27 protein-coding genes and 2 pseudogenes are annotated in these 25,976 nt (G+C 39.1%); 9 read left to right on the top strand and 20 right to left on the bottom strand.

The window, feature by feature from the left end; genetic code table 11:
* Positions 1 to 359 precede the first annotated feature (359 nt).
* The 9 genes and pseudogenes from rimK to F6K22_RS04515 form a co-directional block, all read right to left on the bottom strand.
* The gene (rimK, locus tag F6K22_RS04550; RefSeq protein WP_293093831.1) at positions 360 to 1,265 is read right to left on the bottom strand and encodes a 30S ribosomal protein S6--L-glutamate ligase; all 906 of its coding nucleotides are present in this window, start codon (positions 1,263 to 1,265) and stop codon (positions 360 to 362) included.
* 29 nt (positions 1,266 to 1,294) lie between these two features.
* Positions 1,295 to 1,747 (bottom strand): ATP-dependent zinc protease family protein, encoded by a 453-nt coding sequence (locus F6K22_RS04545; RefSeq protein ID WP_293093822.1) that lies wholly within the window; start codon positions 1,745 to 1,747, stop codon positions 1,295 to 1,297.
* A gap of 917 nt (positions 1,748 to 2,664) precedes the next feature.
* Positions 2,665 to 3,798, bottom strand: coding sequence for a glycine cleavage system aminomethyltransferase GcvT (gene gcvT / locus F6K22_RS04540; protein WP_293093819.1), 1,134 nt, complete (start codon positions 3,796 to 3,798; stop codon positions 2,665 to 2,667).
* Positions 3,799 to 4,801: 1,003 nt separating this feature from the next.
* Complete coding sequence (locus tag F6K22_RS04535; protein WP_293093816.1) at positions 4,802 to 5,431, bottom strand: ATP synthase beta subunit C-terminal domain-containing protein; 630 nt, start codon at positions 5,429 to 5,431, stop codon at positions 4,802 to 4,804.
* 126 nt (positions 5,432 to 5,557) lie between these two features.
* Positions 5,558 to 5,815, bottom strand: coding sequence for a transposase (locus F6K22_RS41745; RefSeq protein ID WP_363272843.1), 258 nt, complete (start codon positions 5,813 to 5,815; stop codon positions 5,558 to 5,560).
* A gap of 919 nt (positions 5,816 to 6,734) precedes the next feature.
* Positions 6,735 to 6,881, bottom strand: a pseudogene (locus tag F6K22_RS04530) (helix-turn-helix domain-containing protein); the annotation flags it as partial.
* A 64-nt stretch (positions 6,882 to 6,945) separates the two neighbouring features.
* A complete protein-coding gene (locus F6K22_RS04525; RefSeq protein ID WP_293093814.1) occupies positions 6,946 to 7,074 on the bottom strand; it encodes a hypothetical protein in 129 nt (42 codons plus the stop codon).
* Positions 7,075 to 7,109: 35 nt separating this feature from the next.
* Entirely contained in the window at positions 7,110 to 7,802 is a 693-nt protein-coding gene (locus F6K22_RS04520; RefSeq protein WP_293093811.1) for a hypothetical protein, read from the bottom strand.
* Positions 7,803 to 8,278: 476 nt separating this feature from the next.
* A complete protein-coding gene (locus F6K22_RS04515; RefSeq protein ID WP_293093808.1) occupies positions 8,279 to 8,689 on the bottom strand; it encodes an ATP synthase subunit C in 411 nt (136 codons plus the stop codon).
* On the opposite strand from F6K22_RS04515, the gene F6K22_RS04510 reads away from it, so the two are divergent.
* Positions 8,609 to 8,788: a hypothetical protein gene (locus F6K22_RS04510; protein ID WP_293093834.1), complete on the top strand. Its 180-nt coding sequence runs from the start codon at positions 8,609 to 8,611 to the stop codon at positions 8,786 to 8,788. The genes F6K22_RS04515 and F6K22_RS04510 overlap by 81 nt on opposite strands.
* Before the next feature lie 502 nt (positions 8,789 to 9,290).
* Here the strand turns inward: F6K22_RS04510 and F6K22_RS04505 are convergent.
* From F6K22_RS04505 to F6K22_RS04495, 3 genes are read right to left on the bottom strand one after another with little or no spacing between them, the layout of a single operon-like run.
* Complete coding sequence (locus tag F6K22_RS04505) at positions 9,291 to 9,830, bottom strand: V-type ATP synthase subunit I domain-containing protein (protein WP_293093805.1); 540 nt, start codon at positions 9,828 to 9,830, stop codon at positions 9,291 to 9,293.
* Between the two features lie 20 nt (positions 9,831 to 9,850).
* The gene (locus F6K22_RS04500; RefSeq protein WP_293093828.1) at positions 9,851 to 10,399 is read right to left on the bottom strand and encodes a V-type ATP synthase subunit D; all 549 of its coding nucleotides are present in this window, start codon (positions 10,397 to 10,399) and stop codon (positions 9,851 to 9,853) included.
* Positions 10,386 to 10,793: a hypothetical protein gene (locus F6K22_RS04495; protein WP_293093801.1), complete on the bottom strand. Its 408-nt coding sequence runs from the start codon at positions 10,791 to 10,793 to the stop codon at positions 10,386 to 10,388. Before F6K22_RS04495 ends, F6K22_RS04500 begins: the two co-directional genes overlap by 14 nt.
* A gap of 2,579 nt (positions 10,794 to 13,372) precedes the next feature.
* Between F6K22_RS04495 and F6K22_RS04490 the strand changes: the two genes are divergently transcribed.
* The 3 genes from F6K22_RS04490 to F6K22_RS04480 all read left to right on the top strand — a co-directional run bounded on the left by F6K22_RS04490 (position 13,373) and on the right by F6K22_RS04480 (position 17,233).
* Positions 13,373 to 13,624 (top strand): GIY-YIG nuclease family protein, encoded by a 252-nt coding sequence (locus F6K22_RS04490; RefSeq protein ID WP_293093799.1) that lies wholly within the window; start codon positions 13,373 to 13,375, stop codon positions 13,622 to 13,624.
* A gap of 78 nt (positions 13,625 to 13,702) precedes the next feature.
* On the top strand, positions 13,703 to 14,218 hold the full coding sequence (locus F6K22_RS04485) for a hypothetical protein (protein ID WP_293093796.1): 516 nt from the start codon (positions 13,703 to 13,705) through the stop codon (positions 14,216 to 14,218).
* A 690-nt stretch (positions 14,219 to 14,908) separates the two neighbouring features.
* Positions 14,909 to 17,233: a TIGR03032 family protein gene (locus F6K22_RS04480; RefSeq protein ID WP_293093793.1), complete on the top strand. Its 2,325-nt coding sequence runs from the start codon at positions 14,909 to 14,911 to the stop codon at positions 17,231 to 17,233.
* A gap of 283 nt (positions 17,234 to 17,516) precedes the next feature.
* Here the strand turns inward: F6K22_RS04480 and F6K22_RS43405 are convergent, their stop codons facing one another.
* From F6K22_RS43405 to fabI, 7 genes are all read right to left on the bottom strand, one after another.
* The gene (locus tag F6K22_RS43405) at positions 17,517 to 17,729 is read right to left on the bottom strand and encodes a zinc ribbon domain-containing protein (protein WP_483244111.1); all 213 of its coding nucleotides are present in this window, start codon (positions 17,727 to 17,729) and stop codon (positions 17,517 to 17,519) included.
* A gap of 13 nt (positions 17,730 to 17,742) precedes the next feature.
* Positions 17,743 to 17,889: a zinc ribbon domain-containing protein gene (locus tag F6K22_RS43400; protein WP_483244110.1), complete on the bottom strand. Its 147-nt coding sequence runs from the start codon at positions 17,887 to 17,889 to the stop codon at positions 17,743 to 17,745.
* Between the two features lie 19 nt (positions 17,890 to 17,908).
* Positions 17,909 to 18,478, bottom strand: coding sequence for an RNA-guided endonuclease InsQ/TnpB family protein (locus tag F6K22_RS43395; RefSeq protein ID WP_483244109.1), 570 nt, complete (start codon positions 18,476 to 18,478; stop codon positions 17,909 to 17,911).
* A gap of 6 nt (positions 18,479 to 18,484) precedes the next feature.
* The gene (locus F6K22_RS43390) at positions 18,485 to 18,721 is read right to left on the bottom strand and encodes a helix-turn-helix domain-containing protein (protein WP_483244108.1); all 237 of its coding nucleotides are present in this window, start codon (positions 18,719 to 18,721) and stop codon (positions 18,485 to 18,487) included.
* Positions 18,722 to 18,922: 201 nt separating this feature from the next.
* On the bottom strand, positions 18,923 to 19,051 hold the full coding sequence (locus F6K22_RS04470) for a hypothetical protein (RefSeq protein ID WP_293093790.1): 129 nt from the start codon (positions 19,049 to 19,051) through the stop codon (positions 18,923 to 18,925).
* A 451-nt stretch (positions 19,052 to 19,502) separates the two neighbouring features.
* Positions 19,503 to 20,144, bottom strand: a complete 642-nt coding sequence (gene hisB, locus F6K22_RS04465; RefSeq protein WP_293093825.1) for an imidazoleglycerol-phosphate dehydratase HisB — start codon at positions 20,142 to 20,144, stop codon at positions 19,503 to 19,505.
* A 317-nt stretch (positions 20,145 to 20,461) separates the two neighbouring features.
* Complete coding sequence (gene fabI, locus F6K22_RS04460; RefSeq protein WP_293093787.1) at positions 20,462 to 21,238, bottom strand: enoyl-ACP reductase FabI; 777 nt, start codon at positions 21,236 to 21,238, stop codon at positions 20,462 to 20,464.
* Between the two features lie 315 nt (positions 21,239 to 21,553).
* On the opposite strand from fabI, the gene ntcA reads away from it, so the two are divergent.
* Together ntcA and F6K22_RS41740 are read left to right on the top strand one after the other, a co-directional pair.
* On the top strand, positions 21,554 to 22,219 hold the full coding sequence (gene ntcA, locus F6K22_RS04455) for a global nitrogen regulator NtcA (RefSeq protein WP_426548886.1): 666 nt from the start codon (positions 21,554 to 21,556) through the stop codon (positions 22,217 to 22,219).
* Between the two features lie 254 nt (positions 22,220 to 22,473).
* Positions 22,474 to 22,614, top strand: a complete 141-nt coding sequence (locus tag F6K22_RS41740; protein WP_363272837.1) for a helix-turn-helix domain-containing protein — start codon at positions 22,474 to 22,476, stop codon at positions 22,612 to 22,614.
* 287 nt (positions 22,615 to 22,901) lie between these two features.
* Here F6K22_RS41740 and F6K22_RS41735 read toward each other — a convergent pair whose 3' ends face one another.
* Entirely contained in the window at positions 22,902 to 23,045 is a 144-nt protein-coding gene (locus F6K22_RS41735) for a hypothetical protein (protein WP_363272835.1), read from the bottom strand.
* A gap of 99 nt (positions 23,046 to 23,144) precedes the next feature.
* Between F6K22_RS41735 and F6K22_RS41730 the strand changes: the two are divergent.
* The 3 genes and pseudogenes from F6K22_RS41730 to F6K22_RS04445 all read left to right on the top strand — a co-directional run.
* Positions 23,145 to 23,489: pseudogene (locus F6K22_RS41730) on the top strand (RNA-guided endonuclease TnpB family protein); the annotation flags it as partial.
* A complete protein-coding gene (locus tag F6K22_RS41725) occupies positions 23,452 to 23,652 on the top strand; it encodes a zinc ribbon domain-containing protein (RefSeq protein WP_363272833.1) in 201 nt (66 codons plus the stop codon). The pseudogene F6K22_RS41730 and the gene F6K22_RS41725, both read left to right, overlap by 38 nt.
* A 504-nt stretch (positions 23,653 to 24,156) precedes the next feature.
* Complete coding sequence (locus F6K22_RS04445) at positions 24,157 to 24,789, top strand: DUF3084 domain-containing protein (protein ID WP_293093782.1); 633 nt, start codon at positions 24,157 to 24,159, stop codon at positions 24,787 to 24,789.
* Positions 24,790 to 25,976 lie beyond the last annotated feature (1,187 nt).

Genomic DNA, 25,976 nt, shown 5'->3' with positions numbered 1-25,976 from the left:
TTAATAATTAATAATTAATAATTAATAATTTACCTCTCCTTGAAAACGGATAGGATTGACTCAAAAGAAAATTTTTATTTATTATCCCCTTAAAAGGGGAGGCTTTAAACCACATTTTTTTGGTAAAAGAGATTCCTAGCAAACATTTATCACGCCTGGTATTATCTAAAAATTGCTAGTTGTCATTGAAACTATAGGAAGCAATCTCAGAGGTGGCACGAGATTGCTTACCAATGGATAATTGATAATTGATAATTAATCTATCCGGTTTAAAACCTCTCCTAATAATTGATAATTATGCTCAAAAATAATTATCCATTATCCATTGTTAATTATCAATTAACTGTTAACTGACTTCTTCAACCTTCAATGCGATCGCGCACTTGACCTTTTTGTGCATTCTTCTCTAGAAACTCTATTATTTTCCCAGAAACATCTACTTCTGTAGCAGTTTCTATTCCTTCTAAACCAGGGGAAGAATTCACTTCCATGACTACTGGGCCATGATTAGAGCGTAATAAATCTACTCCCGCAACTCTTAACCCCATTGCTTTAGCTGAACGGGTAGCAGTTGAGCGTTCTTCTGGACTCAATTTAATTTTTTCTGCTTTACCACCTCGATGCAAATTTGAGCGAAATTCTCCCTCAGCTCCCTGTCTTTTCATAGCTGCTATTACTCTATCTCCTACTACAAAACATCGCAGGTCTGCACCACCTGCTTCTTTAATAAATTCCTGTACCAAAATATTAGCATCCAAGCCACGAAAAGCTTCAATAACTGATTTTGCTGCTTGATAAGTTTCAGCTAAAACTACTCCTATTCCTTGAGTTCCTTCTAATAATTTAATCACCAAAGGAGCGCCACCAACAGTATTAATTAAACCATCAATATCTTTAGTTGAATGAGCAAAACCAGTCACAGGTAATCCTATTCCTTCTCTAGCTAATAATTGTAAACAACGTAATTTATCGCGAGACCGAGAAATAGCTTGAGAAGGATTTGCCGTAAAAACTCCCATCATTTCAAACTGTCTAACTACAGCCGTGCCATAAAATGTTTTAGAAGCACCGATGCGAGGAATAATAGCATCAAATCCTTCTAAAGGTTCACCCATATAAATAACTTGAGGCTTCATAGAAGTAATATTCATATAACAGCGCAGGTAATCAATAACCTGAACTTCGTGACCACGTTCAACTCCTGCTTCTACTAACTTTCTAGTAGAATAAAGAGTTGGTTCAGTAGATAAAATAGCGATTTTCATTTTGTTGTTTTCTGCCATTTTTTTTGACCTTATTCTTGACTAATTTTCGGGTTTTTATCTAAATAGGATTTACCAGGGTTAATTAAGAAATTCTTCCGCACAGCTTGTCGCCCCAACAACATTCTAAATCCCATTAATTCCCGATTAGTTAATGTTAGCTCAATTTGCCATTTTTTGTTCATTAAATTAACTTCAGTTAAAATGACAGGACGTAATTCTGCTTCCCCACTAGAACTACGAACATTTCGTTCATCTATTAATTCTGCTTCAGCAGTTACTATGAGATTGGTATCTTTTTGTTGGGGATGAACTTTAAATTTCACCATCGCTTTACCGTCAATTTCAAAAGTCTTAATATCAAAAGCGTGTAAAGCAGAAGAGCGGGCACCAGTATCAATTTTTGCCTTAATTTTACTAATGCAAATTTCAGGTAAAACTATCCATTCTCGCCAGCCAATAATTGGTAATTCTTGATGTTTCATTTTTAGTTTGAGGGAGTAGGGAATAGGGAGTAGGGAGTAGGGAAGATAGGGATTCATTAATTGATAATTGATAATGGCGAACTTGATAATTACCTCTGGTTAAAACCCCTCGGGAATTGAATATTGGGAAATATCATTTCTTCTCTCTTGGGAGATTGGATATGGCGAACTTCGAAGCGGCTCTGCAAGAGCGGGAGATCTCGCCATCCCATCCTAACGGACTGCTCCGCTTGCCGACCGCTTTTTTCCCCTATCCAAGGGGAGGCTTCAAGGCGCGAATTAATTAATTATTAATAATTAATAATTCGGTAAGATAGGGAATAAGCAAAAAATATTTACCCTGTTAGTTGTACCACATTAATCACCGAATCTACTAGGACGTCTAGCTTGAAAATGTGGGTAAAGAGCGAGTCAATGAAGACCTCTCCCCTGACCCCTCTCCTGCTCCGAGAGGGGCGAAGTCTTCTCCCCCAACGCTCGTAGGGAAGGGGGTTGGGGTGTTAGGTTTTTTACCCACAAATTTAGCCTAGACAAGCTACTACTGTAAGTAAGAAGGTTGTAATTTTTCCCCCATTTCCAGCTTTTAACTTTTGACTTTTGACTTTTAAAATGGTGCGTTACGGGGAAATTTTACGTTTTGAGGTAAAACCACATTTACACGGTTGCGCCTAACGCACCCTACTGGACCGACACACCTTAAATGGTGCATTAGATGGGGAGGGTGGGAAGTGTGGGGAGTGTGGGGGGAGGTGGGGAGAAAAAGACATCTATATACAAAAATAAGAGTGCACAGTTTTAGCTGTGTCAGTCTACTACACACTATCTACACTACTCTAAGTTAAGAAGGAAGAAGAAATAATCTTTTAAAATAGCAAAAAATTACAGTCTATACTAATAAATAGAGTTATAATTTTTCCCTATTCCCTATTCCTTCTATAAAAGGGGCGTTTAACAACAATAGCTGCATAAATTTTACCCCTAATTTCTACTTCTAATTTTTGACCAACCTTAGCTAAATTTTTAGGTACATAAGCTAAAGCGATCGCCTTCCCTAAAGTTGGAGACTTTGTACCGCTGGTAACTTCCCCCACCACCTTAGCATCACTCAAAACAGGATAACCATGACGAGCAATAGAGCGATCGAGCATTTCTAAACCCACCAAACGTTTTGAAACTCCTTCCGCTTTTTGTGTTTCCAACACCTGACGACCAATAAATTCTCCCTTTTTATCTAGATGAACTAACCAACTTAAACCCGCTTCTAGAGGAGTAGTCTCAGTATCAATATCTTGACCGTAAAGTGCCATGGCAGCTTCTAAACGCAGAGTATCTCTAGCTCCCAAGCCGCAGGGAGTAACCCCAGCACTTAACAAACCGCGCCATAACTCCACACCTACGGGGGGGTCAACCATAATTTCAAACCCATCTTCCCCAGTGTAACCAGTTCTAGCAATAAAACCAGGTTGCTCTAATACAGTAATATCTGAATGCCCAAAAAATCCAATTGATGCCAAATTTTCCTTGACAAATTGCTGCAAATATGATTCTGCTTCCGGACCTTGGACAGCCAATAACACTTTTTCCTCAGATATATCTTGAAATTTAACACCGCTATCTTCTAGATGACTTAATATCCATCCTTTATCATTAGCTTTAGTGGCAGCATTAACAATCATAAAACCCCGTGCTTCGTTGGTGAGGGAGTCATCACTTTGACGATAGAAAATAAAGTCATCAATAATACCTCCCTGGCGGTTTAATAAGACAGTATATTGCGCTTTACCAGGTTCTAAACTACTCAGGTCGGAAGGTACTAAATATTGGATTTTCTCAATTAGATCGTGGCCTTGAACAATAAACTTACCCATGTGGGAAATATCGAACATTCCAGCTTTTGTGCGTACTGCTTCATGTTCGGTACTAATGCTGGTGTATTGTACTGGCATTTCCCACCCAGAAAATTCTACCATTCTGCCCTTAAGTTCTGCTGCTAAGTCGTATAGAGGTGTCCGAGAAAGAGGTTGTGTATTAGATTCTGTTGACTTGGCCACTGGTATGTCCCTAATTTATCATAAACTTTATTGATTTTAGGACATTGTGGGTATTTACAGGAGTCAGGAGTTAGGAGTTAGGAGTTAGGAGTTAGGAGTCAGGAGTTAGGAGTCAGAAGTCAGGAGTCAGGAGGAAGTAGCGATCGCTCTGCTGTCTTATTACACCAATGCTACCGGATTTGATATTATACTTTTGGGGCTGGGTGGGGGGTCTGACCCTCAACTATAACGTTATAGTTTTGAGATTTTGGGGTGGAGGGTTGGGAGACCAGAGTTGAGAAACCAGGGTTGGGAGACCAAACCCCTAGGATGGTGAAACTATATCAAATCCCCTGAATTCGGTATAAAAAAATGTTCGGTGAACAGCGCCATTGCCAAATATGAAGCTTATATAGAAACCCTAAGTGTATCTTTGCTCAGGATTAAATTTTTGAGGCATGGTGCCCTGCTTGGGAAGAAAAAATCAAAGAAAAAGCACGAAAAAGATTAAAAATACTCCCCACACGGACCACACGGACCACACTCTCCACCCCCATCATGTATAAAAAAATAAATACCTTCAGGGGTTCTATAGAATCCGGTTATATGATATATGTTTATAATTCTATCCAAACGGACCAAACGGACCACACGGACCACACGGACCACACGGACCACCCCCAACTATATAATAAGTATTCAACCGGATTTCATATTATCTCCCCATCTCCCCATCTCCCCACACTATTTATCTAATTACACCAATGCTACCAGATTTGATATTATACTTTTAGGTTTAGGTGGGTGGTCTGACCCTCAACTGTAACGTTATAGTTTTGAGATTTTGGGATGGAGGGTTGGGAGACCAGAGTTGGGAAACCAAACCCCTAGGATGGTAAAATTACATCAAATCCGCTTGGCACTTTGATTCGTACAGAACGAATCAAAAAATCCTGCAGTGTCGCGCCATACAAACTTTTGGGAGTATCTCAAGTAACCGACTCAGCTAATTCTTGAATCTGTTTTAAATAATTAGCGCGATCGCGCTAATAGGGTGAGCATAATTAAGGTTCTTAAAAAGACCGGTTAGGCGGGTAAAATAATCACGGGCAGCTTGTTTATCTTTAAATTTGTACTGACTATTAACTAGCTCATAAAGCAGGCCAAAGGTTTCTTTTTGTCGTTCTAGGGGCGCACTAGCATCCACATCATCGAAAGCATCTTGCTGCAGGTAAACCATATCCACAAACAAAGCTTTCTGAGAAGTAATAAAGTCATCAAGGGTGACTCCTTCCTCTCCTGTCACCTGCATCATTTGCTCAATACTATTCCCCGTATGAAGCAGTTGAATCATTTCTTCAACCCGTTGTACCCAACCCGGTTCAACATTTTTCTCGAACCATGGGGCGAGTTGTTTGAGATAACGCGACCAAGAGATGAGAATGTCAACCGCTGGATAAAAACGCTTGTAAGCCCTTTGTGCACTTAATCCCAGAAAATCTTTAACCGTGCTTAAGGTAGACTGGGTAACGGGTTCCTCAAAGTTACCCCCAGCCGGAGAAACCGTCCCAATCATAGTCATACTACCAATAGTACCATCATTGGTGCGAATGATACCAGCTCGTTCATATACTCCCTTGATTGAGGAATCCAAATAATACCATGCATGAAAAAAGAATGTTACGAATACTTGGATGCGATCACTTTTGAAATATTGGATACTGACAGGCGATGTAGCTACCCTAGGCTGCGCCAACGCTATCTAAATATTGGCCATTGATCAAGCATTAACAATAAATTCCCATCCAGTTATTTGAGCTACTACTTTTTGGGTTAACTTATTTAAACTTTTAGTCAGAGCATTTTGTAACTCCTCTATGTTCTCAAAATTAATCCACTTAAAATCTTCTTTAATGTATTGCCATAACCTTTCGATTGGATTAACTTGGGGACTTAAAGCCGGTTGAAATAGTAAAATAACATTCTCAGCAATATTTAAGTTTAAAGCTTTATGTAGACCACCATTATCTAGTTGAATGATGTGAAATTCATGGGGAAACTTTTCTGCAAATAATTCTCAAAATTTCTCATGCGCAAACACTATTTAGATGAGTAAATTCCCAAAAAAAGCTCTCACCAGTTGATGGTTCTACTAAGCCATATAACCATCGATAATAAAACTGCCATTGCTCTTTTCCCACTGGCTTTACTCATGAACGATGTAATCTTTCGCCTTGAAATAGTTTTCGCTTCCATTACGACTTTCATCCTGACACCAATAGGGAATTTCTTGAACATCTTTCACAAAATATTGATTTTTTTCTAAAATAGATTGAATTAATTCTGGGAGTTTTTTTTAAAGTTATTTATGGCATTTTTTTCTTGTTTAATATTGACTGGACGTGGCACTTTAAGTTGGGCAATTAACATTGATAACGAGCTATTTTATATATAGTTCCATAACTTGCTTGAAGATCATCAACGCTCTTGAGCCATTTATGAATTTCACTATAACTATCAAAACCTTCTGGGTCTTTTCATTAATTGATAATTGATAATGGCGAACTTGATAATTACCTCGGGTTTTAACCGAGAGGATTGAATATAAGGAAATTCAAGAGCACTTTTTTCTCCACAGCGAGTGAGAGGCTTTATACCTTTATTTTTCGGTAATTCTCCTGTTAATTTATCTTTAACTGTTTCTGGAATTAATGATTGACGACCAGGACTTTTGCTAATTGTTAACTAGCTATCAGCTTGAGCGCATTTAGCTGGAGCACTAAAAATTCGAGGGTAACGCTCCCCCACAAGAGGAGCGAAAAAATTAGTGGTGCGCTTTGCGTGGGGGGGAAACAATCCCCCATTATACACCTTGAATAAGCTGACTGCTGTTAGCGTTAGCGAAGCTCCTCTGTAAGAGGCAGCTCCTCTGAAAGAGGCTAGCTGAGTGCTGAGTGCTACTTCAATAAATTTTCTAGTCCACCTTGACGATATTGACTTAACCACCTGGAAATTGTCACTCTGTGGCGGCCAGTCAAGGCAGCTAGATGGCCAACAGTTTCAGCCTGATTAGTAATAAGCAAATATAAAATTTCTACTCTTTCTCTGTGTTTGGCCGTTTTCTGGTCTCACAATAACTTTTTTAGGACTTCTTCTGACTCCGTAATATTAATTTTTAGTATTCCAGACATAGATTTTTAATATTATGCGATCGCTGCTAATCATTTGTAACATTCTTTTTTCACGCTTGGTATAACTCCACGCCTCCTGAATCCTGACTCCTGTGAAATCATACATTTATTCAGCAACGCCCATTTTTAATACACAACAGCTTATTTGACGATCCCTTCAAGAAGTGCACGAAAACGAGGCTGGAGATGTTCAATAATTACCTCGACAATGGCTGCATCGCTGAGGTCTAGCACCACTTGTCGATCGATTAACCGCAATTGTAATCCCCCTTTGTTATCCTTAACAATGCCGAAACTTATGCCCTCCCGCAGCAAATCTTGATTGATCAGGCGGATAAAATGGGTAAGTATCCCTTGCTCCAGTGCTTCGGGATTGCGACTAAGTTCTTCAAGACCTTGAACCTTGCGGGGTAACAGCACTTCCACTTTTTCAGCTTCAGCTACTGTATCCTTGAGGGAACCAACCACTTCCAGAATCAGCTTTTGCAGCAGTTCTGGTTTCTCGGTTTCGGCACCGATTAAGCGTTGCACTTCCCCCGTAAATCGTTGAGTTAATTGGCTTTTGAGTGTCAATACCGTATCGCGGAAAGCGACCTCTAAGGCTTGATTAGCTGCCCGTTCCAAATTTTCAGACTCTTCCCTAGCTTGCTTGATAATCTGAGCAGCTTGTTTCTCGGCTTCTTTGACAATCGAATCAGCTCGGTCTTGCACCTCTTGGACGATCTGTTTTGCTTGAGTCCGCCCGCTATTGACACCTTCATTGCGTAAGCGATCGATCAATGCCTCCACACCAGAAGCTACCTGAGCCGAATTGGATGTTTTGTTTTTAGTCACAATAGTAACCTCCTTATACCAATTTCATCAACTTAGGCTACGCTACTTATGTTATACTTTATCTGAAATAATTTCCTGAAATTACTGTAGTGTAAAAGTTTTACAGCCCAAAAAATCTTACTTTTAACTCTCTTGAGTGCGTCTTACATTCTGGAGGGGCTGTGTGCGGAAGTAATTCCGCACAGTAGGCGCCCCGTAGGAAACCTCGCCAATTAGCACTCGCTTTTGTACGAGTGAATGACCATTCACCCCTACGACTTTTGACTTCCGTGAAACGGTATTATACCAATTACCAAAAATAATGCTATACTTCGGTGAGACTTCAACACTCAAGTAGTTACCAAGATTTAAAGTCTATTTTTGACAATTATTAGTTAGTTAGTATAGATTATCACTACTTTTCCTCTCCCCCCACCGACCACACGGACCACACTTCCCCATCCAATCATATATAGCAAGATTTTTGAGAAATGGTATTACTGCGGTATTCCCTGACCTAATACCAGTGCAAACACAGCAAAGCCCTCCACAATGGCAGCGGGAGCTAAAGCTAGACCAAAGATTTCCGCTTTGTCTTTAGCTGCAGCGATCGCCGATGCACAGGCAAGACCTTGGTAAACAGCGGTCAAGAGGAAGCCTAAACCCGCTCCCAGTCCAATGCCAAATAGACCGCCAGCAGCTTCCGGTGCGATTGTAGGACGATTGAGGGCAAACATAACCACAATCCCATAAATGGACATGGAAGAGGGCAGAGCTGACAGTCCCACAAAGCGACCATAGCCACCCTTGAGTTGATCATGGCACCAATGGCTGCCTGTCCTGCGATGGTACAGCCGATGGCACTGCCGATCGCCCCTAAGCCAACGGTAGAGTATAACCCGAACCATCCCAATAGAATTACAAATTCATCCATTACTATGCTCCGATACTATTTTGCTGGCGTTGCACAATCAGGAATGATGAAGTCTGAAAGTAGATATTTTTAGATAATTCTTTTCTTCATATATGTACAATTTAAAATCTATTATCATTCTTTAATGTGCAACCCCATTTTGCTAACATTTATAGCAATTCCCACAGTATTTATGATCCCCCTAAATCCCCCTTAAAAAGGGGGACTTTGAAGACTCCCCCCTTTTTCAGAGGGGCGGGGGGGGGGATCTAAAACTGTACCTCATAGATTAAAGAACTGCTATATTAACAATGCACAGCAAGATTAACCTGCTGATATCAAATCCACTTAATTCGGTATAGAACCCATTTTGGCTCTCTTTAAAAATAGATAGATGGGGAGATGGGGAGATGGGGTGCATTGGAGTATTTTTCAATCTTTTTCCTGTATTGCCTCTATCCCACGGACGACTCCTGACTCAAAAATTTTTACCCGGGCAAAGATACCAAATGGGTTCTATAAAAAAATGCTCCATCTGAGCACCATTGCCAAATATGCTCGCTTATTTCCCCATCTCCCCACACTCCCCACACTCTTTATCTTTTTGTAAAGGCATGAAATGGGTATCCTTCCTCTGAAAGACCCCAGTTAAAAAACTCAATTTTGGCGACGATTACCACATAGACATTGAGATGATCCTCTCCCATTATCTGCCAGGGAAGTTCAATCTCCTGAATATGTTTGGCTTTCGTGTGGGGCACTTGGTAAAACCAAAGTCGGTAGCCACCCAACTCATCTAAGTCTGGCAAAGTGAAGTTGCCCCAAGGTTCCAGGTTTTTGAGTCGATTAGTGAGGAAAAGGCGTTTGTCCTCTGCCTCCCTCTGGTTCTGCTTATTAACCTGTACCTCTGCTAAGAACTGATCGAGATCGAACTTTGCCTCATCCCGCACTTGGTGCCTCCGTCGTGGGACATCCATAATATACTGTAGGGCTTTTTGAGCATCTTCATAGCGATCGCTTGACCCAAATTCTGTTTCTTTCGGTGGCGGTTGCAGAGGAATGAGGTGCATACAGCCTAATGTCTGCAAGCCTTCGAGTACCTTGGGCTTGTCAATTCCTAACCCAAAAACCGTCACTTTGTTTAAGGTAATAATACTCATCCTGCTTGCTCCTTCTTCCGTTTAGCTAACTTGGAGTTAACAACACCTGCTCGTTCCGCATCGGCTAAATAAATCTGAATTTTTTTTATATTAGCCTTGGTCTGAGGAATGAGAACTTTGTCAAACAGATTAAACCTTTGGGTAATTACTCGTTCTGCTTGATGGAGTAATTTGACTCGCTGCTGTCCCACCTGTAGTTTGATTTCCGCTTCTAGAGTGACTCGCAACAATTCTACCAAACGATCGACCCAAAATGGTTTGCCTAGAAGTGCATAATTATCTACCTCAATTTGAATTTGGTTAATTTTGGGTAGCCAGGTCCCCATGACATTTTCTTGTACAAGATCGACTCCCGTCACTTTCACTAGACCTTTGAGATTGATCGAATCATTAGAGAGCATAGGTAACTCCTTAGCGATCGCTGATTGTAATTCCTTTAGCTGCTGTTGAGTTTGGGCAATCTTTTCCCTAGCTTTGGCTCGTTCGGCACTGATTTGTCCGCCTTTGAGGTCTAGGGAGGGTAAAACATTCTCAAAGGTCTTCAGTTTTTGTTTCTGTTTGCTCAGAGATGCTTTTGTTAAGGATAGGTAAAGCCCTCTTTTTCCAAGGTAAACTAATCATTAATATATTAGTATTTTGCCACTGAGTCCTATCTAAAATTAATACTAATTCTGGGGTAAAGCTGAATAATTTTTCTATTATTATTTTAACTAAAGGGAACCAAAATAAAGGTAGGATAAACTCTTTTAAAGTTAAAAATATTTGTATATGTTTTCCCTTACTTTCTAATTTTATCGCTTGGGGAAAATAATTACTTAATTTTGATATTTGTACTGTCTTATGTACTGATATTAAGTATAATAATATTTGTAATGTTACGACTTGAGATGGACTCAATTTTTGCTTAATATGGTTTTGATAAAAGCCTAATATCTTCACTTTTATTGATTTTTATTTGTAATTACTAACCTTTTTTATCAGATTTTTAACGATTTCAAAAAATTTTTAAATGAATAAAAAATCAACTCAAAGTGAGGGGATGTAGTGGGTTCGCGGAGCGAACCCACTACATCCCTTCATTCTTAATAAGCCTTTTCTTTTTGTTGAAATATTCTTCAGGTCCCTTTCCGCAAATCCCTTTGTATATATAGCTTTCAACCAGCTTGTCACCCAGTGAGATTTATATCACAGTAGTAGGGTGCTGTTTTGCTAACGCAAAGCTCCGCTTTTCATATTCCGTAGGAAAACGCTGCGCGACATGTTTGCGGAGAATTCCGTCAGGAAAAAGCGATCGCGTAATGCACCCAACCTGAGTTGAGTAGGGAGTAGCGATCGCTATTAGCTGAACTTGCTTATTTAGTAGATCGTGAAGTTGGTACGATAATAGTATCGACTAGCTTGCGTTATTTGCTGAATAGTCAGTCAATTGACATCCTCCCGACGTTGCGCCCCTGCGACAACGCGGGATTCCCGCTCCATCGCTGATAGGTGCTTTCTGCGGCCTCTTGCCTCCTTTCCTTCGGAATGCTACGCAAACGGAGGAGCTACGCTAACAGAGGAGCTGCGCTTTTCATGTCGCGTTTGCGTTAGCATGACCTAGGAAAGCGAAACATAGCACCTGCTGAGGAGGCCCTTCCCTCTTTCCGGTCTAAAGGCGCGCTCCACAGACAAGACAGCGCCGCCAAAGGGGGTCTCCCCCATGAGCGACTGGCGCTGACACTGCTAGCCCAGCAGCCTTATTTTTCTACCATAGCATACTATTGTAAATACCGCATGGGTTGATTGGTTTTCCCATATCTCAGCTCCCGTTCCGGAGAGCGCGGGTCAAGGGCCAACGTTGAAATAAGGCTCATAAAATAACTCTACAATACAATAAATTCCTCTTCACTAAGTCTCATTATCCTAGCGTCTTCACGCACTCCGATCTCTGTGCTTCCTACCCCCTTCCTCGCCTCCAAACATCGTATCCCTTCTCCACCATGGTGATCTGCATACTCTCTGAGGACTCTTATAGCAAATCCAGGGTCTGCAGCGAACATAGAATCGAAATCGAAAGATGAAGAAGAGAATTCAGAGCGCAGCGGTGTCAGCGACGACGACAGCGAGTCAGGAGTAGTAGGGAGAGTAGATATATCGGTGGCAGCAACGGGTAAAGGTTGAAGGTCTTTTGCTTGGTGTTGTATTTTTTGAGTGGACATTTTTTTTTGTTTTTTTTAGGTCGTTCCGTTCTACCTAAGTTTACACCACAATATTGACCTACCGCACGCTTTTTTTCCAATCTTTACTACATTTTCATATAGCACTTAGCCTCTCTGTAGTTTCATGGTTAGGTTGCTTCGGGTTCACCTAAAATGAAAGAAGGACTCAGGAGACAGAATGAAGTTTTTAGGGGCGGGTTTAACCGAAAGCTTTGAGAATAGTAATTAAGTCCACTAAACCCGTCCCCTACAGTAGATTGCTGAAGCGCGATTGCTAGCGCAAAGCCATCGCTAACGCGTAACGCACCCAAGCTGAGTTAGGAGACAGGAGTTAGCAGGGAGTAGCGATCGCTCTGCTTTCCTTTGCCCTGACAATTTTATTCCTATGCTCCTAGCATTTTACCCACCACAGCTGCATAAGACTTAGATAAAATTTTCAATATCCTATAATCATAGAGGTGTTACTAAGTGGTAATGATTTTTAGATTAAGTATCAACGCAAAACATAAGTTTTTCAATTTGACCTTCAGCTACTTACCATTACATTTCAGCAACGCCATAATAGAAATTTATTTTCCATATCACAACATATTAATCTAATGGTTTCATCTAAACTGCTTGAGCTATAAAATGCTATTAATAACTTCTCCTTGGAGGAGAAAATATGGCTAATGGAAAAAATCGTAGCTCAAATGAAGGAGCCGACAAAATCTGCTAGTTATCAATCCCAACCCGATTTATAATCTAGCTATGGCATCATTTCATTAATGGATAATGGATAATTACAAGAAGGTTAAAACCGTACGGGAATTGAATATAAAGAAATATTATTTCTGTTTTTCCCCTTGAAAGGGGAGGCTTTTAACCAAGGTATTTAATTAATAATTAATAATTATTAATTATTCGGTAAAAATGTAAGCATTCAGCCGTCAGCTATCAGCTATCAGAAGAGTGCTTTTAGTGAGTGATAAAAGCTTGATTAATTGAGCTATAAAAATCTTACTACAAAAGTCAGCTCCAAAGTCTATATTCATTTAAACCCCGTCCTTAAGCACAGAGTCTTATTGCTGATAGCTGACGGCTAATAGCTGAATGCTTACGTAAAAATTAAGTTGTACAAATTTTATCTGAAATAGATTGTGAAATCTAGCTTCCATTAAAAAAATTGTTCAGGTTATTCTTGCACAACTCCTATCAAAATACGAACTTAGAAACCGAACCTTTGATTGGTTTATTTACTGCTTCCCCAGATTTAGCTACTAATTCTGAGGGAATTTTACAAGGATAAATTATTGAAATTGATTAGCTGCAAATTATAAAATGTTTATTTCACTTGATCCTCTGCAACTACCTTCTGTCTCTTTAGCCGATCGTAAGCAACTACCAACTTGTTTAGCTATCTACTTTGCAATAAATGCAAGTAATAGAATTCTATATGTAGGTAAAGCTCAAAACCTAGCAGCAAGATGGAAAAGTCATCATCGGCTTTACAAATTGGAAGAAATTGATCGAGAATTTCCTGTGCGACTTGCTTGGAAAGCATGGAATAAAGAGGATTTGACTGTAGCATAAAAAAGCTTAATTAGAAATTTTCAGCCGTTATTAAATAATACAGAAGTTGAAACTCCAACTGTAATTCCATCAGAGGTTGTGTTGAGAGATTTTTTAAAGACTTTTTCACAACGACTAATTATTTTTGGAACTGAACTTAAGAATTCCGATCGACTTCTTCATGTTCATATAAAATATGATTGGACTAATTGTTCACCCAAAGGAACGGCGGCAAAAATCAAAGAATATATCAAGGCAAATCAAGATAAAAATACAAGTTTAAAATTCAAGTGGCACAGATATAGTAGATTTGACCTTTTTGCTGGAGAAGTTTTTCGACCAGGTAGTAGAGCGCACAAGAAGAGAGCAAGAGAACATCGCTCATATAACAATCATTGGGAACTTGCGTGCAATGGTGTGGTAATTCACATTACACCTGTATACTCGTATAGTGAGTATAGAAAGAAGACTCAAAAGTTAAAGCTAGCAGGAGTAAACTTCCGTGCAATTACTCCAGAAGCATTTTCTGAGGGACAAAAAAGTAATGACTATGAATTTTCCGGATTATCTTGTTATATCAGCGATCCAGTACCTTTGCTTTGGATAAAGTCGTGATTTTATCTGTATCGCGTAATCTAAAAAATCCTTAAAAAAAGTAGTGTGTTACGCCACTACTGAACTGACATAGCTAAAACTGTGCAGAGCGCTTTTTTCGTGTAATTCTTGTTATGGCAAAGTTTGAGCATTTTTTTCTAATGTACTATTTAAGGTGTGTCGGTCTAGTAGGAAAATTTCACTACCCATCTCCCACAGTTTGGTGCTTCATAAAATGAATTAACTATTGCGTATACAGCAATAGAAGAAAAATTTCACTACCCATCTCCCACAGCGGGGTGCTTCATAAAATGAATTAACTATTGCGTATACAGCAATAGAAGAAAAATTTCACTACTCATCTCCCACAGCGGGGTGCTTCATAAAATGAATTAACTATTGCGTATACAGCAATAGAAGAAAAATTTCACTACTCATCATTAGCTTTTTTCATATAATTCTTGTTATGGCAAGGTTTGAAAATTTTTTTTCTAATGCAACAATTAAGGTGTGTCAGTCTACTACAAGACCAGACTTCTAAAAATCCGGATTATAAACTCTTTTCATTGTTTAATACATTTATACCTATTTTGAGCAATAAATAAGTTCTCAACCCTCCCTTTTAAAAGAAATAAAAAAGGAAATTTCAGATTTTCTTGCCTCCTTATTCTTGGAGATACTGACAACTGATAACTGATAACTAAAAAGACCATGAACAATCAAGCTAGTGCTCCTGTTAATTCCGACAATTATTTATTAAGAAGCGTACATACAAACAATTTTCCCCAAATTTTAGACCAGTTAGGCATCTCTTTAGTCGTCTCCACTTATCAAGCAGGTAAATTAATCGTATTGCGTCCCGATAATGGAGTAATTAATACTCATTTTCGCACCTTTAATAAACCCATGGGATTAGCAGCAGATCGCGAAAAAATTGCTCTGGGAACTGCTTATCAAATTTGGGATTTTCGCAACGTTCCAGCAGTAGCAGAAAAAATAGAACCGCAAGGCAAACATGATGCTTGTTATTTACCCAGAAATATTCATATAACTGGAGATATTGATATTCACGAAATGGCTTGGGTAAAAGATGAATTATGGTTTATTAATACTCGTTTTTCTTGCCTTTGTACCCTCGGTCATCCTAATAGTTTTGTGCCTAGATGGCGACCTCATTTTATCACTGGATATGACTTAACAGACCGCTGTCATTTGAATGGATTTTGTTTAAAAAATGACTTGCCAAAATATGCCACAGCTTTAGGAGAAACTGATACTGCTGCTGGTTGGAGAAAGAATAAAGCTAATGGTGGAATATTAATAGATATAGAAACAAATGAAATATTAATGCGGGGTTTATCCATGCCCCATTCTCCCAGATGGTATCAAGAACAATTATGGTTATTAGAATCAGGCAATGGGAGTCTGGCAAAAGTCGATTTAAACCAGAGAAAATTAGAAACAATTGCTAAATTACCCGGGTTTACTCGCGGTATAGATTTTTGGGGAAATTTAGCATTTATTGGTTTGTCTCAAGTTCGAGAAACTGCTGTTTTTAGTGGGATGCCGATTACTCAACTTCAAGAAAGAATTTGTGGGGTTTGGGTAGTAAATATTTTGACTGGAGAAACTGTCGCTTTTTTAAGATTTGAAGCCGGAGTTCAGGAAATATTTTCTGTGGCAGTTTTGCCAAATATTCGCTTCCCAGAAATTATTGAATGGAATGAAAATTTATTGGCTAGTTCTTATGTTTTACCCGATGAAGCTTTAGCAGAAACAGTCAAACCAACTTCAGAAATAGCTATGGCAGAGACTTATTTAGTTAAAGGAAATCAACTATATCAAGAAGGTAAATTAGTAGAAGCGATCGCTACATATCAAGAATGTTTGAAGTTACAACCAGATTTGACAAGAGCTAAATATAATTTGGGTATAGCTTTAGGAGATAATCAACAGTATGAAGCAGCAATTAATCTTTTACAACAGGTAATTAATACAGAACCAGATAATGCCGACGCTCATAATAGTATTGCTTATGCTTATAGTCAAAAAGGTCAATTAGAAACAGCAATTCAACATTATGAAAAAGCAATTCATCTCAACGGTAATTTTGCCAAAGCACATTTTAATTTAGGCATGACATTGTTGAAAAATGGAGACTTAAAACGGGGATTTGCAGAATGTGAATGGCGCTGGCAAACAGCAGAATTTACTCCTTTTCAATGCCCTCATCCTCAATGGCAAGGGGAAGATATTAGCAATAAAACATTATTAATTCATACCGAGCAAGGAGCAGGAGATGCTATTCAATTTATCCGTTATATTCCTTGGGCAGCGAAACATTGTCAAAAAATTATATTAGTATGTCCGCCAGAATTAATTCCTCTATTTAAAAATCTGCCAGGAATTGATAAATTAATGCCACCAGGAGAACTACAATTATCAGAATTTGATATCTATGCACCCTTAATGAGTTTACCCTATATCTTTGGCACAACTTTAGAAACAATTCCTGCCAATATTCCCTATATCCAATCCACAAATAGTAATCATATAAATATCACTGATACTGAATATAAAATAGCCATTGTTTGGGGTGGTAGTCCTACTCATAAAAACGATTCTAATCGTTCCTGTAAACTAACAGAAATTTTACCGATTTTACAAGTACCAGGAGTAAAATTTTACAGTCTGCAAAAAGGAGAACGTACTAAAGAATTAACTCAAATTCCCAGCAATATTCAGATAGAAGATTTAAGTTCTCAATTAAACAATTATGCTGATACAGCAGCAGTAATAGAACAACTAGATTTGGTAATTACTGTTGATACTTCCGTCGCACATTTAGCAGGAGCATTAGGTAAAAATGTATGGACTTTATTATGTTTTAATCCCGACTGGCGTTGGTTACAAAAAGGAGAAAATACTCCTTGGTATCCAACGATGAAATTATTCCGTCAGTCTCAGTCAAGAGAGTGGCAAGAAGTAGTTGAAAAAGTACAAGCGGAGTTGTGGAAAATTATCACAAGAAAATAGTTTTGTCCGATGAACCCGAAATTACTTGCTATTTTCTATACTCCACACCTTGATAGTTTTGTCAATTGACATCCTCCCGACGCTGCTATACGCGAGACAGCGCGGGATTCCCTAACATCACTGATAGGGGCTTTCTGCTTCTAACGCACCTGCCTTCCGAGATTTGCTCCCTATGTGCTTCGCACAGGCTTCGCCAACGGGTCTAAAGGCGCGCTCCACAGACTGAGGCTGCGAGTCCCGCAGCCTTCGAGCGTGGGCCTTCCCTCTCTTGGTCAGCATTCCCTCACAGGAGTGCGCGTTCCGCAAGCGAGCTGTCGGCGGCGCGGGGTCGCACCGCAAGCGAGCTGTCGGCGGCGCGGGGTCTGACCGCTTGCGTCTTACGCACCCCGCGGGTTCCCATCCGCAAAATATTTATACTTGCATTAATGTCGCTGTCGTGGTGAGCTGCACACTCTGGGCAATCCCACTCTCTAATATTTAGAGGTAATTTCTCCACTACATGACCACAATTAGAGCAACGCGCGCGAACTAGGGAAATATCTGTCGATTTTTATCAATTGTCTTCCGTACCATTCAGCTTTGTACTCTAATTGTCTAACTATTTCTCCCCAATTAGCATCACTTATTGCTCTAGCTAACTTGTGATTCTTAACCATATTTTTGACTGCTAAATCCTCAACCACAATTTAGTTGTAGGGGAGCCGTCGGATTGGCGACGTATGTCAGCTTATAGGTGTAGTCTCCTGTTGAGTCTTTAATCTTGGCGTGTATCTTGGCTACTTTAAGTCTAGCTTTTTGATAGTTATTAGATCCTTTGGTTTTTCTGCACAGAGATTTCTGAGCCAACCTCAGTTTTTTGTGTAACTTGTTGAGATTCTTTGGGTTAGTAATTTTTTCTCCATCACTGGCAGTTAGTAAACTGGTAACTCCCAAGTCAATACCTACTTGTTTGGTAACAGATTTGAGTTTGAAATCTCTGGTGTCATTGATTCTCACAGATACAGACCATCTACCAGAGGGAGCAAGTTTTACAGTAATTGTACTAGGTACACAGTTTTGGGGTAGTTGCCTGCTCCACCTGATAGGTAATGGTTCACAACATTTGGCTAGATATACTTGACCATTTCTCCACTTAAATGCAGATTTTGTGAATTCAGCACTACCGCCATTCCGCTTCTTCTTGAAATTAGGATATTTAGCACGCCCACTAAAAAAGTTCGTGAAAGCAGTCTGTAGATGCCTCAAACCTTGCTACAATGGTACACAGCTTACTTGTGTCAGAAAATCTAAATCTTCCTGCTTTTTCCAAGAAGTAAGCATAGCTGAAGTTTGCTTGTAGCTTACTCTTTCTTGGAGTTCATACCATGCAGTAGTTCTAGCAGCTAAAGCTTTGTTGTAGACCAAGCATACACAACCCAACGTCCTGAGCAACAGATTTTCCTGTTCTGGAGTTGGGTAAAATCTAAATTTGTAAGCTTTTTCAACCATCTACTGTTTACTTCTCAACATTTACATATTAACAGATTATGTGTGAAACCGCAACATTGATTGGTTTTCGCGGACGACGCTCCCCTACGGGAGAGCGCGGGTCAAGGGCCAACGTTGAGATGAAATAGAAATCATCTGCTTACCATCAGGTGTGACAGCTACACCATTTACATAGTTACTGTGACCGGTGAGCATATAAATTTATGCCCCAGTTTTGATACTCCAAACTTTAATAGTTTTGTCATCTGAAGCAGAAATCACTTGTTTGCTATCAGAAGTGACAGCTACAGCATTTACCGAAAAATTCAGGTATAAAGCCTCTCCATTCATGGAGAAAAAGCGGTCGAGATATGCTGAGGAAACCTAGCCATATCTAATCGACCAAGAGAGCGGTCGTTTAGCACTCCGCATACGCGCGTTATTGAATTGCGGAGCTTGGAGCAGGATGGGATGGCGAGGTTTCCCTCTCAATGGAGAGCCGCTCCGAAGTGCGCCATATCAAATCTCCCCTTGAGAAGAAAAAAAATTCCTTTTAGTAAATCCTATCCGTTATAAGAAGAGGTAATTATTAATTATTAATTGTTAATTATTAATTATTGAACAGTTCCTTTTTTGACAACTGGTTAAGTTTTTCTGGAGTTAGGGGTGGAACTGATTGACTCATGCCTATAGCTTGATCCTTTCCTTTTTAGGACTACCTAATATTTCCAGAAGTTACCGGATTGTTACCACCAAAGCGATCGCTCTTACCTGAATCCTTACCTAATAACTGATAACTGAATTACAAAACCCCCTTAGAACTAGGAATTTCTCCAACTCGCCTGGGGTCAATTTCCGTTGCCATTCGTAGAGAACGAGCAAAAGCCTTAAACCCTGCCTCAATAATATGATGAGAATTAATTCCAGCCAACTGCCGAATATGCAAAGTCATCAAACTATTATTAGCCACAGCCACAAAAAATTCCCGCACTAACTGAGTATCATAAGTACCAACCCGTTGAGTAGGCATTTCCAAACCATAACTCAAATGTGGACGACCAGAAAAATCCAAGGTCACCTGAACCAACGCCTCATCCAAAGGAGCCAGAAAATGACCAAAACGGACAATACCCTTGCGATCGCCCAACGCCTGCTTTAACGCTTGGCCTAAAGTAATACCTACATCCTCATTAGTATGATGGTCATCAATTTCAATATCCCCCACAGCATGGACATCCAAATCAATTAGTCCATGAGAAGAAATTTGATGCAACATATGATCTAAAAAAGGAATCCCAGTATTAGCCTTGCAATTACCCACACCATCAAGATTAAGACTAACAGTCACATCAGTTTCTCCAGTGGTTCGTTTCACCGAAGACACTCTAGCAGGCAAATCTAATTTTATCGGAGTAGATTGAGAAAGGCGATCGCTTATCTGCATCATAAAAATATCAATATAAATTTTGAATTTTAATTTTTCACAAGTAGGTTGAGGATTACGAAAAATATCAAATTCTAACCTCAACCAACTAAACCAAACTTTAACTTACAGCAAATTCCATCTTGGTAAGGTACGCCCATAGCAGCTAAGATACCCGCACTACAAACATTCCCTCCTTAATATCTGTACTTCACTTGTGTGCAGACGATCGAATGATCGAATCTGCTGTAAGTCATTTAAGAAACTCTACTACATATCTAATTACTTTCTTCACTTCTCACTTCTCACTTCTGACTTCTCACTTCTGAGTTCAATATCTACATTCCCATAATTTCATAACCAGCATCCACATAGATAACCTGACCAGTAATTCCACTCGCCAACTCACTACATAAAAAAGCAGCAGTATTACCAACTTCAATTTGAGTCACAGTCCGACGTAATGGAGCTATTTGTTCCACATGATGAATCATATCTTTAATACCACCCACTGCCGAAGAAGCCAAAGTTTTAATTGGACCAGCAGAAATAGCATTTACCCGAATATTTTTCTGGCCAAGTTCTGCTGCCAAATAACGCACATTCATTTCTAAAGCAGACTTAGCAATTCCCATCACATTATAATTAGGAACAACTCGCACCCCCCCCAAATAAGTCAGAGTTAAAATACTACCTCCTTCAGTCATCAGTTCCTTCGCCTGAGAACTCAGATCGATTAGAGAATAAGAACTAATCTCCAAAGCACGAGTAAAACCTTCACGGCTAGTATTACTAAAATCTCCAGACAATTCCTCCTTACCAGCAAAGGCTAAACAATGAATCAGAATATCCAACTTACCCCATTTTTCCCCTACTTGGGCAAAAGTAGCCTGAACCTGTTCGTCATCCTGAACATTACAAGGTAAATATAAAGAAGGACTCAAAGGTTCTACCAACTCCCAAACCTTCTTTTCAAATCTACCCTTATCATCTGGTAGAAAAGTCACCCCCAAATTTGCCCCAGCCTTGTGAAGTTGTTGAGCAATGCCCCAAGCAATAGAACGATTATTTGCAATCCCTGTCACCAGAGCATTTTTTCCAGTTAAATTTAACATAGTACCATAAATTGTAGTATAATTTTTAATTAGATAAAAACTTGAAAATTTAATTTATTATGACGAATTGATGCTAAGATAGCATACTGCATATTTGCCATCCGGCAAAATAGCACCTATAGGCCAGAATTTAAAATTAAATTTTTCGGTTTCATTGTGTTAATCTATCTCAAGTGTTTACAACAAAGTAAAGTAAATCCTAAATATATAGCAATACCTTGCAATTTGATAGTACAACCTTTGATGAGTTAGTGAGCTATTTGTTAAAAGATATAAAGAAAAATATATATAGAAGTAAGTGTAAGGAAATTGGTCGTGACGCATGATAGACCACTAGCATCTGTTTTCCGTAATATATCTGGTGGGTCATATCCACCAGTTGTAGAAACTTTTGAACGGGGCAAGACAATATTTTTCCCAGGAGACCCTGCAGAGCGTGTCTACGTCTTAATTAAAGGCGCAGTTAAGCTGTCCAGGGTTTATGAAGCAGGAGACGAAATAACAGTAGCCCTACTTCGGGAAAATAGTGTATTTGGCGTACTGTCTCTAATTACAGGCCATAAGTCTGACCGTTTCTACCATGCAGTGGCATTTACCCCAGTAGAGTTAATATCAGTGCCAATTGACCAGGTGGAGAAAGCTCTGAGAGAAGATCCAGAACTGTCAGTTATTTTATTGCGTGGACTATCATCTCGAATCTTACAAACAGAGATGATGATTGAGACATTGGCACACCGAGATATGGGTTCAAGACTGGTTAGCTTTTTGTTAATCCTTTGTCGAGATTTTGGAGTTCCTAGTAAAGAAGGAATTACAATAGACCTTAAGCTATCTCACCAAGCAATTGCAGAAGCAATTGGGTCAACAAGGGTGACAGTTACTCGTCTACTGGGAGACCTCCGGCAAGATAGTATGATATCCATTCATAAAAAGAAAATTACAGTACATAACCCAGTGGCTTTAAGTCAGCAATTTACCTGATTTATCAGGACACATAACAAATTTGAAAATACTGTTAAGGATAAATTCAAATCAAGCTCTAAATTGAAAACTGTAACATCAAGTGTAGGTGGTCAACTCCCAATTCATCTAAATGTTGCTTGGAGACCCGCGCTCTCCATCCCCCCCTTTTGTTCCCCCCTTTGAAAGGGGGGGATAGAGGAAAACCAATCAATCTTGCAGTTTCACACATAATCTGTTAAAATGTTTTTGTTGAATAAATATACAGTAAATAATTGAAAAAGTGTATAAATATTGAAAAAGCGTACAAATTTAGATTTTACCCCACTCCAGAACAAGAAAATTTGTTACGGATAAATTTGGGTTGTGTACGCTTGGTCTACAACAAAGCTTTAGCAACTAGAACTCAAGTATAGTATGAACAGAAGCAACGAGTAAGCTACAAAGAAACTTCAGCTATGTTTACTTGTTGGAAAAAACAGGAAGATTGTGATTTTCTGAGTGAAGTTAGCTGTGTACCACACAGAGCAAGGTTTGAGAGATACACAAACAGCTTTCACTAATTTTTTTTAGTGGACGCGCTAAATATCCTAATTTTAAGAAAAAACGGAATGATGGTAGTGCGGAGTTCACCCTCGTCTGCTTTCAAATGGATGGAAAGATAGTCAAGTCTATCTAGCTAAATGTGCAGAGCCATTACCTATCAGATGGAGTAGGCAATTCCCCAAAACTGTGTGCCAACCACAATAAAAGTCAAGCTTGACCCTTGCGGTAGATGGTCTGTCTCTTTGAGAGTCAAAGACACCAGAGATTTAAAACTCAAACCCACAAAAAAACTCTCAGGCATTGACTCAGGAATCACTAGCTTATTAACTACCAGTGATGGAAAAAAGCAGCTAACCCTAAGAATCTTCAGAAGTTACACAAAAAACTAAGTTTAGCTCAAAAGTCTTTAACAAGAAAAACTAAGGGGTCTAATAACTATCAGAAAGCCAGGCTTAAAGTAGCCAGGATACAGGCAAAAATTAAAGACTCAAGAGGAGACTACACCCATAAGCTAACATACGTCGCCAAGGAGACGGCTCCCCTACAGCTAATCAGAGAAAACAAAACAATAGTAGTTGAGGATTTAGCGGTAAAAAACATGGTAAAGAATCATAAGTTAGCCAGAGCAATTAGTGACGCTAACTTGTCCGAATTAGTTAGACAATTAGACTATAAAGCCGAATGGTATGGACGGGAATTAATCAAAATTGACAGATATTTTCCTAGTTCGCGCGCATTGCTATAATTGTGGTCATGTAGTTGAGAAATTGCCTCTAAGTATAAGGGAGTGGAATTGTCCAAAGTGTGGCACTCACCATGACAGGGACATTAACGCAAGTATAAACATTTTGCGGATGGGAACCCGCGTCGGTAAAAGACGCAAGCGGTCAGACCCCGCGTCGGCCTAAGATGGCAAGCGGTCGGCAAGCGGAGCATGACCTAGGATGGGATGCTGAGGAAACCTAGCCATATCCAATCGACCAAGAGAGGGAACGCCCACGCTCGAAGGGTGCGGGACTCCCAGTTTCAGCGCCAGTTACTCATGGGGGAAACCCCCAAGACTGCCCTAGCAAGTCTTTAGGAGCGACTGTAAAACCTGAAAGGAATAGATCCAGTAGGGAAGGTGCATTGAAGTAGAAAGCCCCTACCAGCAATGTTAAGGAATCTCGCGCTGTCTCCTAGCAGCGTTAGGAGGATGTAAAACTCAGAATATCACAATGGTAACCTGAGTCAAAATATTATTTTATCTGTAAATATTAATTAAGTATAAACCTTAGCTAACAGAAAGTCAGAGAAAATAATAGTAAATAAATTAAATTAAATAAATTACTGCCTATTTTCAGTTTGGGCAAATCTCCTGAGACGATCGAGTCAAGGAAATATTAAAATAACACAACTACCAGCAGCCGTTAATGACCGCCGGTGTAATCTTAGTATTAGTAATTCTAGTTCTAGGTGGTGTAATAGCTACTATTAGCGATCGCCTAGGCACAAAGGTAGGCAAAGCTAGACTACGAATATTCCATCTTAGACCCCGTGATACTGCTGCTGTAGTTACTATAGTTACTGGCAGTATTCTTTCAGCTTTAACTTTGGCTATCCTATTTGCCACAAGCAAACCATTAAGAAAAGGCGTTTTTAGAATAGATGAAATTCAAACAAAACTTAATGAAACTCGCAAGGAAGTTACAAAAGCTGAACTTGAAACAACTCGTATTAAAAATGAATTAGCAAGAGCAGTCTCTGATTTAGAATTAGCTCTAACTCAGTTGAATCAAGTTAATCAATCTTTAGGCAAAGCGTTAATCCAAAAAACTGAAATAGAAACCCAACTAAGAATAACTCAAGAGCAACTAAATCAAGTTCAAACAGCAAAAGCTCGTACTCAAGAAGAACTAAAACAAGTTCAAGAAGCAAAAGCAAAAACTGAAGCCGAACTTAACTTAACTCAAAATCAATTGAAAAATATCATACAACAAAAAGAAACTCTCAGGCAAGAAATTGAGCAATTAGAAATAGAACGTCAACAACTACTAAAAAATTAGGTAGTCATGATATGTAGTGATTTATTGTGGAGAGAGGGAACAGCTAAGGGAAGACCAATAAATAAACCATCTCACTAGCTCGAATCAGCATTCTATCACTACCTACCTTATTAGTGGGGAAGATGACCACAAGAGATTTTAGGATAATTGAGAAATTGGAAGTGCCTTAACTGGGAACAGAGAATATAAAATAAGTAGGCAAACAAAATTATTTGTATATTTAGTGTTGAGTTATATTTCTTTCCCAAAAATTGTTTAAGCAAATTTATTTTAGTAAAAAATGCACTAGTTATTTTGTGTTGTTACTTACCCCTAATTTTATGATTTTCAAGAAATAATCTTTGTACACTATCAAAAATTAATTGTACCAATTCATTCCTCTTGTGTGAGATACATAAGTTTTGGATTTTAGGAACTAAGGAACAAAAAAAGAAAATAGGGGATAGGAAAGAGAAAAAAGACTGTAAACTTAAATATGAAAACTTCTATTATATAGGGTTTGTTAATCTTTGTAAGTACAGTTATTTTTCTGATTTTCTGTTCCCAGAACCTGGCTTATATGTCCCTCAAAACAAATTATCTAGAAGTCGTCATTACTGTTAAGATACTATCAAATTGGCATTGCTGAAATGTAATGGTAAGTAGCTGAAGGTAAAATTGAAAAACTTATGTTTTGCGTTGATGCTTAATCTAAAAATTATTACCATTCAGCAACGCCATCAAATTTTTCAACTTGGTCACAGTAATAATTTAATTTGTAACCTTTGACTTTTTACTTTTGAATTTAGCTACAATTTTGTACCTCACTAATACCTAATAATTGCTATAAGGCTAACTTGAATAAAGAATATTACAAACAAATAGTGTAGTTCAATAATTAATAATTAATAATTAATAATTACCTCTTCTTAAAAACGGATAGGATTGGTTAAAAGGAATTTTTTTGTTCTCAAGGGGAGATTGGATATGGCGTTTAGCGCTCCGCACAACGCGCATTAACGCGGAGCGACATGAAACGCGTAGCGTCCCGGAGGGAACGTAAACCTCGCCATCCCATCCTGGGTCATGCTCCGCTTGCCGACCGCTGTCTTGGTCGATGGTCGGCAAGCGAGGAGACCTCGCCATCCCATCCTGACGGAATGCTGCGCTTTCCGACCGCTTTTTCTCCTAATTAGGAGAGGCTTTAA

This window comes from Okeania sp. SIO2F4, from assembly GCF_010672385.1.
Taxonomy (GTDB): domain Bacteria; phylum Cyanobacteriota; class Cyanobacteriia; order Cyanobacteriales; family Microcoleaceae; genus Trichodesmium.
This window is presented reverse-complemented; position numbering and strand designations above follow the sequence as displayed.